Below are 12158 nucleotides of genomic sequence, written 5' to 3' on the forward strand. Positions count from 1 at the left end.
CAAGCAGTCCCAGGCCCTGCGGGCGAGATTGTTCAAGCTGGAGCGAAAGCTGTATCCGGTGGATGTGATGTTTTACTACAAAGTGATCGAACTGCTCGCCAGCCTCGCGGATTCCGCCGAGCGGGTGGGACACCGCCTGCAGATCCTGATAGCAAAATAGGAATTTCCAATGGAGATTATCGCGGAATACGGCACCATCATGCTGGTCCTCGCCTGCCTGTTCGGCTTCTTCATGGCCTGGGGTGTGGGCGCCAACGATGTCGCCAACGCCATGGGGACGTCTGTCGGGTCCCGGGCCCTGACGCTCAAACAAGCCATCCTGGTCGCGATGGTGTTCGAATTTCTCGGCGCCTACCTGGCCGGCGGCGAGGTCACCTCCACCATCCGCCAGGGCATCATTGATGCCGACTCCATGGCAGACAAACCCGAGCTCATGGTCTATGGGATGCTGTCGGCGCTGCTGGCCGCGGGCACCTGGCTGATGATCGCCAGCATCAAGGGCTGGCCGGTATCCACCACCCATTCCATCATCGGTGCGATCGTCGGCTTCGCGGCGGTCGGGATCGGTGTCGAAGCGGTGTACTGGGGCAAGGTCGGCACCATAGCCGCCAGCTGGATCGTGTCGCCGCTGCTGGCCGGGACCATCTCCTTCGCCCTGTTCATGAGCGTCAAGATACTGATCCTGGACACCGAGGATCCCTTCCATCGGGCGAAGAAATTCATCCCCATGTACATGTGGATGGTCGGTTTCATGATAGCCATGGTCACCCTGGTAAAGGGCCTGAAGCACGTCGGTCTGGATCTCGATCTGGGGCTGGGCAGCAACTTCGCCAATGCCCTGCCGATAGCCGTCCTGATCGGTCTTGTTGTCGCCGGTATCGGCAGCCTGCTGCTGCGCAGGATCAAGGAACTGCCCAACCAGCAGCACCGCTACGCCAACGTGGAGCGGGTGTTCGGCATCCTGATGATCTTCACCGCCTGTTCCATGGCGTTCGCCCATGGCTCCAACGATGTCGCCAACGCCGTCGGTCCGCTGGCGGCGGTCGCCAACACCGTCATGTCCGGCGGAATTATCTCCTCCAAGGCACCGCTGCCCTGGTGGATCCTGATGGTCGGCGCCATGGGTATTGTGGTCGGCCTGGCGACCTACGGCTGGAAAGTCATCATGACCGTGGGCCGCAAGATAACCGAGCTGACTCCCAGTCGCGGCTTTGCCGCTGAGCTGGGCGCGGCGTCCACCGTTGTCCTCGCCTCGGGGACGGGCCTGCCGATTTCCACCACCCACACCCTGGTCGGGGCGGTACTCGGCGTCGGTTTCGCGCGCGGCATCGCCGCCCTCAACCTGCGCACTATCGGCACCATATTCATGTCCTGGATGATCACCCTGCCCGCTGGCGCGGGTCTGTCGATCCTGTTCTTTTTCATGTTCAAGGGGATGTTCGGCTGAGGCCGGGAGCAGCTGATGAGCCAGCACGAAGAGCAGATTATCCGCCAGCTGCGGGCCCTGGTGGGCACGGCGTCGGTCAGCTCCACCGACCCCTCCTGGGACCAGGGCAATCGCGGCGTGGTCGAGCTGCTGGCCAGCTGGCTGGGCGACCTGGGATTCAGGACCGAAATCACTGACGTCTCACCGGACGGCCACAAGGCCAACCTGATCGCCACCCTCGGCACCGGCCCCGGTGGCCTGGTGCTGGCCGGGCACACCGATACCGTCCCCTTCGACGAGGGTCTCTGGCGCTCGGACCCGCTGCAGCTTACCGAGCGCGATCACCGGCTCTACGGGCTCGGCAGTACCGACATGAAGGGCTTTTTCCCCATCGCCATCGCTGCCGCCCGCGCCTTTATCGACACCCCGTTGCAGCAGCCGCTGATTATCCTCGCCACAGCCGACGAGGAAAGCTCCATGAACGGCGCTCGCGCACTCGCCGCCGCCGGACAGCCGCGGGGGCGGGCGGCAATCATCGGCGAGCCCACCTCGCTGCGACCGGTGCGCCTGCACAAGGGCATCATGATGGAGTCGATACAGGTCACCGGCAGCGCCGGCCACTCCTCCAATCCGGCCCTCGGGGTGAATGCGATTGACGCCATGCACGGCATCCTGTCCGAGCTGATGCTGTTCCGGCAGCAACTGGCCCAGCGCTATAGCAACAGCGCATTTGAGGTGGCGTTTCCGACCCTGAACCTGGGTTGCATCCACGGCGGCGACAGTCCCAACCGGATCTGCGGCAGCTGCGAGCTGCATTTCGACCTGCGCCTGACACCGGCTGCGGAAGCTGCGGGGGTGCGCGAGGATCTGGAGCAGCGACTGCAGGCCATTGCCACCGGGCGCGGTGTCGGCATTGCCCTGCGCCCTCTGGTGGAGGCCGTGCCGCCGTTCGAGCAGGCCGCGGACAGCGAACTGGTGCGGCTGGCAGAGAAGCTGACCGGTCACACAGCGACGGCGGTCGGCTTTGCCACCGAGGCGCCGTTCCTGCAGGCCCTGGGCATGGAGACGATCGTCATGGGCCCGGGTTCCATCGACCGCGCCCACCAGCCTGATGAATATCTGGAGCTGGACCAGATCCAGCCCTGCATCGACCTGCTGCAACAGTGCATCGCCCGCTACTGCCTGTAAATATTACATTAGTGCCGGCGGCGAGCTTTCGGTACTCTTGACGCCCATTGCAAGTGAAACCGGAAACCTCGACGTGACCACGCCCGGCCGCAGCCATATCCGCTGGTTCAGGAACATGGCGCCCTACATCAACGCGCACCGGTCCCGGACTTTCGTCCTGATGCTGGGGGGCGACGGTGCCCAGGACCCCAATTTCGCCACCATCCTCCACGACATGGCCCTGTTGCACAGCCTGGGGGTGCGGCTGGTGCTGGTACACGGCAACCGGCCCCAGATCGACGCCCGCCTGGAGCAGGCCGGCATACCCAGCCGCTTCCATGACGACGTGCGGATTACCGACAGCGCCAGCATGCAGCATGTCACCGATGCCGCTGCCTCCCTGGGCGCGCAGATTGAAGCCCTGCTGTCCATGGGGCTACCCAACTCCCCGATGCAGGGCGCGCGGATGCGGGTCTGTTCCGGCAACTTTGTTACCGCCAGGCCCCTGGGCGTGGTCGACGGCGTCGATTACCAGCACACCGGCCGGGTCCGCCGCATCGACAGCGTCGGCATCCAGCAGCAGCTGGCGGCAGGTTCCATTGTGCTGCTGTCGCCACTGGGCTACTCGCCCACCGGCGAAATCTTCAACCTGATGCTGGAGGACATCGCGGTGCACTGCGCCGCGGCGATCGGCGCGGATAAACTGCTGCTGTTCGGCGCTGCCGCCGGTATCAACGGCGCCGACCGCAGGCTGCTGCGGCAGCTCACGGTAGCGGACCTGGCCAGCCTGGACGTCGAGGATGCGGAACAGGCACGGCTGCTGGCCACCGCCCGGCGCGCCTGTATCGCCGGCGTGCCGCGCTGCCACATCATCAGCTATCGCGATGACTGTGCCCTGCTGGAGGAACTGTTCACCCACGACGGCAACGGCACCCTCGTAGCCAAGGATGATTATGAGCAGACGCGCAGCGCCAGCATCGACGATGTCGGTGGCATCCTTGAGCTGATCGAGCCGCTGGAGCGGGAGGGCGTGCTGCTGAAGCGGTCACGGGAATTGCTGGAAAATGAGATTCGCCAGTTCCGTATCATCGAGCGCGACGGCCGCATCCTGGCCTGCGCTGCCCTGTATCCCTTTCTCGATGAGGGCTGCGGGGAAGTGGCCTGCATTGTCTCCCATCCGGATTACCGAGGCGGCCGGCGCGGCCAGCGCCTGCTGCTGGAACTGGAGCGCGAGGCCCGCAACCTTGGCCTGGACCGGGTGTTCGTGCTTACCACCCAGACCGCGCACTGGTTCCTGGAGCAGGGCTTTGAAGAGCGCTCCCGGGATGCACTGCCCGCGCAGAAGAAGGCGCTGTATAACCTGCAGCGCAACTCCAAGGTTTTTTTCAAGTCACTCTAGCGCCCGGGTAACCGCCTAGCTGCCAATATGCCCGGATTCCAGCACGGGCTGCACCCAGTAACGGAGACTATCGCGCCCGGCAACGGGCGCCAGTGCTTCCAGCAGTGCTTGGCGCAAGGCAGGTTCATGCAGCACCTCAAAGCGGCTGATGCGACGCGAACCCTCAACCTGCTCGGCAAGGCTGAGGCGGCTATGCTCACGGCTGAAGCCGCTCACCGCAGACGCCGTAAAACCGCTAACCGCTTGCAACGACATCAACGCATCAACCATGTCCTCGTGCATTTCACGCGGCACCAGAATTACCAGCAATTCATCCATCGCGGCGTTTCTCCCGGTACTGATACAGGACTGGTAACAGGAACAGGGTTGTCACCGTGGAGGTGAGCAGGCCGCCAACAACCACGATGGCCAGCGGGCGCTGCACCTCGGCTCCGGGGCCGGTGGCAAAGACCAGCGGCAGAAGGCCAAAAATGGCGGTAGTCGCCGTCATCAATACCGGGCGCAGACGCTGACTGGCACCGGCGCAGATGCGCGCGGGGAGGGTGCCCGGCATATGAATCTGTTGCTGGAAGTGGCTGACCATCACCACACCATTCAGCACCGCCACACCCAGCAACGCAATGAGGCCCACCGAAGCCGGCACGGACAGATACTCTCCGCTGACAAACAGTGAGATCACACCGCCCATGAGGGCAAAGGGGATATTGCCGAGAATAATGCCGGCCAGCGCCATCGAGCTGAAGGTGGCGAAGAGGATCAGCAGGATCAGAACAAGCGCCACCGGAACCACCAGCAGCAAATTGCGGGTAGCGCGCTGCTGGTTTTCAAACTCGCCGCCATACTCCAGCCGGTATCCGGCGGGCAGGGCCATTTCACTGGCCAGCACTTCGCGCAGTTCCTCCACGAAGCCGACCACATCACGCCCCTCCACGTTTACCGTCACCACCCCAAAGCGGCTGCCACGCTCCCGTTCAATCAACAGGGGGCCCTCGGCATAGCTGAGGCTGGCCACGTCCCCCAGGGTCGCGAGGCTGCCATCGGGCAGTGCAACGCTGCGTGCGGCGAGGTCAGCCACCGTGGCAGGCACGGCGACCGCCTGCGAGCCTGCCGCCAGCGTTACCGGAATACGCCGGTTGCCCTGGCGGACCTCGGAGATCACGGCACCCTCGATCTGGCTGCGCAGGTAGCCCGACAGGCCCTCCACGGTGAGGCCGTGGGCGGCAGCCAGCTCCGGCTTCACCTGCAAATTGAGAAACTTGCCGCCCTCTGTCACCGAGGCCTGAATATCAACCGCGCCCTGAACGCGGGGCATGACCCGGGCAATGCCGTGCATCAGGCCGGCGATCTGCATCAGGTCTTCACCGTAGACCTTGACCGTAACGTCCCCCGTGCTACCGGTGAGCATCTCCGAAACCCGCATCTGGATCGGCTGGGTAAAGCCCACGTTCATGCCAGGGAATCCCTCCAGGACCTCGCGCACCGCCGCTTCCAGCTCGGACTTGCTGTCGAAGCGCCACTCGTCCGGGGGCGTCAGTTCCATGAAGACGTCGGTCTCGTTGAGCCCCATGGGGTCCAGCCCCAGCTCGTCGGAGCCGGTGCGCGAAACAATCTGGCGAATTTCGGGCACCTCGGCCAGCAGCGCAGCACCCACCTGACGGTCAAGTTCAACCGACGCGCGCAGGGAAATGCTCGGGGATTTTTCCAGCTGCACGATCAAATCGCCTTCGTCGAGCACTGGCATGAACGTTTTACCCATCAGCAGCAGGAACACCATACTCACCGCCAGCAGCGCGCCGATGGCGAGTAGCAGGCCGCGCGGCCGCTGTAGAACACGCTCCAGCGCGGCCACGTAAGCCGTCTGCAGGCGCAGCATAAAGCGCGGCATCCCGGCACTTTGCGTGCCCAGCATGAGTGACGCCGCCACCGGAATCAGGGTGAGGGACAACACCAGCGCGGCCAGCATGGCGTAGACAATGGTCAGCGCCACCGGGGCGAACAGCTTGCCCTCCAGGCCACTCAGCGTGAGCAGCGGGGAAAACACGATGATCACGATCAGCGTGCCGGAGACCACCGGCAGCGCAACTTCCTGTGCCGCGCGGTACACGACATGCAGGCGCGGCAAGCCGGTGTTCTGGTTGAGACGGCTGAGAGTGTTTTCCACCACCACCACGGAGGAATCCACCAGCATGCCAATGGCGATCACCAGGCCGCCGAGGCTCATCAGGTTGGCTGTCAGACCGGTGCCGGACATCAGCAGGAACGTGGCCAAAGCCGCCAGCGGCAGCGAAATTGACACTACCAGCGCAGCGCGCAGATTCCCCAGAAATACCGTCAGCACCGCAACCACCAGCAGAATGGCCTGAAACAGGGCGCTGGAAATGGTGCCGATGGCGGTGCTGATCAGCCGCGCGCGGTCGTAGAACACATTGATCTCGGTGCCGGCGGGCAGGGTTTGCTGCAGGTCAGCGAGACGCGCCTTGACCCCTGTGACTACTGCCCCGGTATTGCTGTCGCGCAGTGCAATCACCAACCCCTGCACCGCTTCCTCGCCGTTGCGCGTTACCGCGCCGTACCGCGCCAGGTGGCCGATTTCCACGTCCGCGACATCACGCAGGCGATACACACCGTCGGGCCCGGACTGCACCACGATGTCCTCCAGAGCCGCAAGGGAATGCACCTGCCCTTCAACCCGCACCACCAGCACATCATTGCCCAGCAGGATGCGCCCCACCCCCGCATTGAGATTCCGGGCAACAATGGCAGCCTCCAGCTCGGCGATACCCAGGCCCAGCTCGGAAAGCACGACGGCGTGCGGAGTGATCTGGTAGGTTCTGGCGTAACCGCCAAGCACATTCACATCGGCCACCCCGGCAACGGTGCGCAGCGCCGGGCGGATCTCCCACTCCAGCAGCTGCCGCTTGTCCTGCAGTGACAGGTCGGGGTTCTCGATAGTAAACATGAACATCTCGCTCAGCGGCGTGCTCATCGGCGCCAGGCCACCCTCAACCGGGAACGGCAGGCCATCGAGAACTCCCGCCAGCCGCTCGATCACCTGCTGTCGCGCCCAGTAGATATCCGTGCCGTCGACAAAATCCAGCGTGATGTCAGTGATGGCGTATTTGGTGGTAGAACGCAGCATCGCCTGCCGCGGAATACCCAGCAACTCGGTTTCCAGCGGGTAGGTCACACGCTGTTCGATTTCTTCCGCGGTCATCCCCGGCACCTTGAGGATCACCTTGACCTGAGTCGGCGCGATATCCGGGTAGGCATCTATCGGCAGTGCCAGCCAGGCGCGCAGGCCAAGCCCCGCCAGTATCAGGGCCTTCACGCACACAAACAGGCGCTGGGTGAGGGAGAAGCGGACCAGCTGTTTCAGCATTTCACTCGCCACCCAGACCCATGAGTACACCCTGCACCGCAGACACGGAACTGCTCAGCACTGCGCGGCCTTGCAAGTCGATGCTGGAGGTCACGGCGTAATCGTCGCCGACCGGTTGCAACAGCGACACCGGCGCAAGCTGCAGCACCCCGTCACCGCGCAGCAGCACATAGGCCTTTTCCTCCCAGGTAAACACCGCCGAACGCGGCAGCAAAAACGCCTCGTGGCGGTACAGCGGCGTAGCGCTCAGTACGCTGTTCAACTGAACCCTGCACGGCGCAGCAATCGCCTCGCTCCAGGCAACCAGGGAAAAGCCACGGGCAACCCCTTCGAGCTCCTTCACATCCAGCCGACAACCATCGAGTTGCACGCCGGTCAAGCGGTCCGCATCCTGCATGGGCACGAGCAATTGCAGGCGCAGGTCATCCGGAGCCAGGAAACCCGCCACGTCATCGCCGGCCACCAGCGCCATCTGACGGTTTTCAAATTCGATATAGCCGCTGATGGGCGCATGCAGGGTGATGGACTCAACATCTTTCTCCGGCGGGTCCACCAGCTCCATGAAATGCCTCATGTGTTCGAATTCCAGCTGCAAAGCGAGGTAATTATCGACGATGGCGATCCACTGCTCTTCCGCCAGCGCCTGTTGCTCATAGGAGGCCCGGCTGCGCAGATAGCGTGCCTCGGCACTGCGGTAGCGCCTTTCCATGGCGTCGAACTCAAGCAGAAAATGATGGATTTCAGGACCCTCCAGTACCACGAAGGGCTGCCCGGTAACGACCTGTTCACCGTTGCGCACCAGATAGCGAGCGCGCCGCACGTCCCGGGGCAGCTGAATGCTGTACTGGCTGCCGGCGCGATGGGTCACCTGCGCGCGTACGGCGGGCCCCGGCACTTCGGCAATGCTCTTCACCGGCGTATACACAAGCTGCAGTTCACCCAGCGCCGCAAGCGACACATCGCTGGCGTGGGCCGCGAGCGGCAGCCACAATGCCAGCAGCATCCAAACAGGTTGTTTCATAAGGCAAATCCCGCTGTCTGCCGCAGACGCGCGGCGTTTCGGTGTATTTCAGCGTCTATCAGGGCCGCTTCGCTGCGCCGCTTGAGTACCTCCAGCAAACGCCGGATTACCAGCTCCACTTCCACCTCGCTGCCAGAACGCAACGCGAGCAGTTGAGCCTCAATGCGCTCACCAACCCGCGCTGACTCCAACAGCAGATCACGGCGCTCGCGCAGGCGCTGCGCTTCGGTCGACAACGTTATCCACTGCTGGCGGATTCCGGTGCGAAGTGTGTCCTGCTGCAGGGTGAAGTCGCGGCTGAGCGCCGCCCGCTGAGACTGGGTGGCGCGGTTGCCGACCTCGAAAAAGGTCAGTGGAATATCCACAGCCACACCGTACTGCTTCTCCGCCGGGCCGGGACCGTCCAGGCTGCGCGCAGTCAGGGCCAGGTTCCAGTCGGCAGCGGCTGGGTCATTCAGTGCAATCAGTGCCTGCTGCTGGTCGCGGCCCAACTCCAGCAAGGCGAGCTGGGGATGCTGGCCGTAGTCGGGCTCGACAGGCTGCGACGAAGTTTCCACTATACGTGCAGGTAGCGCAGGCAGGCCCGTAAGCGCTGAAAAGCTGGCCTGCGCTGCGCGCTCCCTGGCCACGCCATCAGCCACCGCCAGTTCGGCATCAAGCCGTTCCTGGGTCAGCAACAGCGCGGCGTAACCGGGTATGGCGCCGGCATCCGCCTGCAGCGCCGCGCGCTGCTCCAGTTCCAGCAGCAGCTCCGCGCGCGCCCGTGATTGCTCGAGCTGCAGAGTAGCCAAGCGATGTTCCCATACCGCATCGCGAATCAATCCGGAAAAAAACCACGCCCGATAACGTTGCTGTATCTGTTGCAGGCTCTGCTGCAGGCCGACGAGGTCATCGTCCAGGTCGTGGCGCCGGGACGACTTGAAGGGCAGGTTCAGGGACAGCTCCGTCTCGTCCGTGCCCAAACGCTGGTCGCTCTGCAGGCGACTGGCGGACAGCGATGGCAGGGCCGCCAGCAGGCCGCCACCGCCGGCATCGATCACTGCCTCCTGGTTGTATCCGTGATGGACGAGCGTCGCGCTCAGGACATCGCCCAACTCGAGGTCACTGGCGAGCTGGGCCTGCACCGGAGCAAAGCAGCATATGCCCCAACAAATGAGCGTGCGAAAAAAGTGCTCACGCATTCCTCCCTGCCTCACGAAAAGCCTCCTGAACCGTCATTGGACCACTCTCGCGGCAAAATAGCCTTGCGACACATCATGATTACGCAAAAACCGCCACTACCCGGGGCACGGGCACGATGTTCGCCAAGCCACCCCCCGAGCTGCAACGCGCATTATCCACGATGGGGCATTTTTTGGTATTCTGCTCACCGGCTGCTTCGGCAGCGCGCCCTTTTCACTTGTCCCACCGAGGCCTCCATGCCCGACTACCGCTCGAAAACCTCCACCCACGGCCGTAACATGGCGGGCGCCCGCGCTCTCTGGCGCGCCACCGGCATGCAGGACGGCGATTTCGGCAAGCCGATCATCGCCGTGGTCAACTCCTTCACCCAGTTCGTGCCGGGCCACGTGCACCTGAAAGATCTGGGCCAGCTGGTGGCGCGGGAGATCGAGGCCGCAGGCGGCGTGGCCAAGGAATTCAACACCATCGCCGTGGACGACGGCATCGCCATGGGTCACGACGGCATGCTCTACAGCCTGCCCAGCCGCGACATTATTTCCGACTCGGTGGAGTATATGGTCAACGCGCACTGCGCCGATGCCATGGTGTGCATCTCCAACTGCGACAAGATCACACCCGGCATGCTGAATGCCGCCATGCGCCTCAACATCCCGGTGGTATTCGTATCCGGCGGACCGATGGAGGCGGGCAAGACCAGGCTGTCCGAGCACAAGCTGGACCTGGTCGACGCCATGGTCATCGCCGCCGACAGCGATGCCAGCGACGAGAAAGTTGCCGAGTATGAGCGCTCAGCCTGCCCCACCTGCGGCTCCTGTTCCGGCATGTTTACCGCCAACTCCATGAACTGCCTGACCGAGGCGCTGGGACTTTCCCTGCCGGGCAACGGTTCCACCCTCGCCACCCACGCCGACCGGGAGCAGCTGTTCCTGCGCGCCGGACGGGTAGTGGTCGACCTGTGCAAACGCTACTACCAACAGGATGACGCCAGCGTGCTGCCGCGCAACATAGCCAATTTTCAGGCCTTCGAAAACGCCATCAGCCTGGATATCGCCATGGGCGGCTCTACCAACACCATTCTCCACCTGCTGGCCGCCGCCCAGGAAGCGGAGCTGGATTTCACCCTGCAGGACATCGACCGTCTGTCGCGGCAGGTACCGCAGCTGTGCAAGGTGGCGCCCAATACGCCCCTCTATCACATGGAAGACGTGCACCGGGCCGGCGGGATCATGGCCATTCTCGGCGAGCTGGACCGCGCCGGATTGCTGCACCGCGACTGCCCGACCGTACACAGCCCCAGCATGGCGGCGGCGCTGGAGCAGTGGGACATCGTGCGCACCCGGGATGAAGCGGTGCACACCTTCTACAAGGCGGGCCCCGCGGGCATTCCCACCCAGACCGCGTTCAGCCAGAGCACCCGCTGGCCCAGCCTGGACCTGGACCGGGAGGGCGGCTGTATCCGCAATCTCGAACACGCCTTCTCCAGCGAGGGCGGCCTGGCCGTACTGTATGGCAACATTGCCGTCGACGGCTGCGTGGTGAAGACCTCCGGGGTCGATGAAAGCATCCTGAAATTCTCCGGCCCCGCGTTTATCTGCGAGAGCCAGGAAGGTGCCGTGGCAGACATTCTCGAGGGCCGGGTACAGCCCGGCGATGTGGTGCTTATCCGCTATGAGGGACCGCGCGGCGGTCCCGGCATGCAGGAAATGCTCTATCCCACCAGCTACCTGAAATCAAAGGGATTGGGCAAGGCCTGTGCCCTGCTCACCGACGGCCGCTTCTCCGGCGGCACCTCGGGGCTGTCCATTGGCCACGTGTCCCCCGAGGCCGCCGCCGGTGGTGCCGTCGCCCTGGTGCAGGCAGGAGACATCATTGAGATCGACATCCCCGGGCGCAGCATCAACGTGCAACTCAGCGACACCGAGCTGGCCACACGGCGCGCCGCCATGGAGGCGAAGGGCAAGGAGGCGTGGAAGCCTGCCGCCGAGCGTCCGCGCAAAGTCAGCGCCGCGCTCAAGGTCTACGCCAGCATGGTCACCAGTGCGGACAAGGGCGCTGTACGGGACCTGTCCCTGCTCGACTAGGTGAACACCGCCACGCGGTTCCCGGCGTTCTCGGAATCCGCGTTCCGGCGCTACTTCTGGTCCAGCTGCCTGTCGACGCTGGCCAGCTGGGTGCTGCGCTTCCTGCTGGGCTGGAGCGCCTGGGCGCTGACCGGTACCGCCACCTGGGTAGGTATCGTCAGCGCCGCCATGCTGCTCCCCACCTTCCTGTTGTCGCCCGTGTTCGGCGTGGTTTCGGACCGTATCAACCCGCGCAACGGTATGCTGCTGACCCTGCTGGGGCAGGGGCTGATCGCAGCCGCGGCGGGGACAAGCCAGCTGCTGGGCCTGTTCTCACTGCCCGTGCTGCTGGTACTGGCCTGTGGCGTCGGCGCCTTCACCTCGGCCCACCAGCCAATGCGCCTGGCGCTGCTGCCACTGCTGGTTTCCCGCGCGGTGCTGCCGGGCGCGATCGGCATCTCCGCCATAGTCTTCAACAGCTCCCGCATTCTGGGCCCGGCTGTGGGCGGCTGGCTGTTGAGCCG

Annotated in this window: 10 protein-coding genes; 6 read left to right on the forward strand and 4 right to left on the reverse strand. The window is 64.2% G+C overall.

Annotated features, from left to right (window positions below; genetic code table 11):
- Positions 1–16: 16 nt before the first annotated feature.
- The 4 genes from RJQ10_RS08025 to argA all read left to right on the forward strand — a co-directional run bounded on the left by RJQ10_RS08025 (position 17) and on the right by argA (position 3992).
- Positions 17–160 (forward strand): DUF47 family protein, encoded by a 144-nt coding sequence (locus RJQ10_RS08025; RefSeq protein ID WP_350145417.1) that lies wholly within the window; start codon positions 17–19, stop codon positions 158–160.
- 9 nt (positions 161–169) lie between these two features.
- Positions 170–1447: an inorganic phosphate transporter gene (locus RJQ10_RS08030; protein ID WP_350145400.1), complete on the forward strand. Its 1278-nt coding sequence runs from the start codon at positions 170–172 to the stop codon at positions 1445–1447.
- Positions 1448–1462: 15 nt separating this feature from the next.
- On the forward strand, positions 1463–2614 hold the full coding sequence (gene argE / locus RJQ10_RS08035; RefSeq protein ID WP_350145402.1) for an acetylornithine deacetylase: 1152 nt from the start codon (positions 1463–1465) through the stop codon (positions 2612–2614).
- Between the two features lie 73 nt (positions 2615–2687).
- Positions 2688–3992: an amino-acid N-acetyltransferase gene (gene argA / locus RJQ10_RS08040; RefSeq protein ID WP_350145404.1), complete on the forward strand. Its 1305-nt coding sequence runs from the start codon at positions 2688–2690 to the stop codon at positions 3990–3992.
- 15 nt (positions 3993–4007) lie between these two features.
- Here the strand turns inward: argA and RJQ10_RS08045 are convergent, their stop codons facing one another.
- The 4 genes from RJQ10_RS08045 to RJQ10_RS08060 are packed head-to-tail and all read right to left on the reverse strand — an operon-like array spanning position 4008 to position 9516.
- A complete protein-coding gene (locus RJQ10_RS08045) occupies positions 4008–4310 on the reverse strand; it encodes a DUF3240 family protein (protein WP_350145406.1) in 303 nt (100 codons plus the stop codon).
- A complete protein-coding gene (locus RJQ10_RS08050) occupies positions 4303–7371 on the reverse strand; it encodes an efflux RND transporter permease subunit (RefSeq protein WP_350145408.1) in 3069 nt (1022 codons plus the stop codon). Before RJQ10_RS08050 ends, RJQ10_RS08045 begins: the two co-directional genes overlap by 8 nt.
- 1 nt (position 7372) lies before the next feature.
- A complete protein-coding gene (locus tag RJQ10_RS08055; protein ID WP_350145409.1) occupies positions 7373–8392 on the reverse strand; it encodes an efflux RND transporter periplasmic adaptor subunit in 1020 nt (339 codons plus the stop codon).
- Positions 8389–9516, reverse strand: a complete 1128-nt coding sequence (locus RJQ10_RS08060) for a TolC family protein (protein WP_350145411.1) — start codon at positions 9514–9516, stop codon at positions 8389–8391. The genes RJQ10_RS08055 and RJQ10_RS08060 overlap by 4 nt, the downstream gene beginning before the upstream one ends.
- Before the next feature lie 294 nt (positions 9517–9810).
- Between RJQ10_RS08060 and ilvD the strand changes: the two genes are divergently transcribed.
- Positions 9811–11655, forward strand: coding sequence for a dihydroxy-acid dehydratase (gene ilvD / locus RJQ10_RS08065; RefSeq protein ID WP_350145413.1), 1845 nt, complete (start codon positions 9811–9813; stop codon positions 11653–11655).
- Positions 11656–12158: MFS transporter (locus tag RJQ10_RS08070; RefSeq protein ID WP_350145415.1), on the forward strand; the 503-nt coding region annotated here is incomplete at its 3' end.

It is taken from the genome of Haliea sp. (assembly GCF_040222615.1).
Classification (GTDB): domain Bacteria; phylum Pseudomonadota; class Gammaproteobacteria; order Pseudomonadales; family Halieaceae; genus Haliea.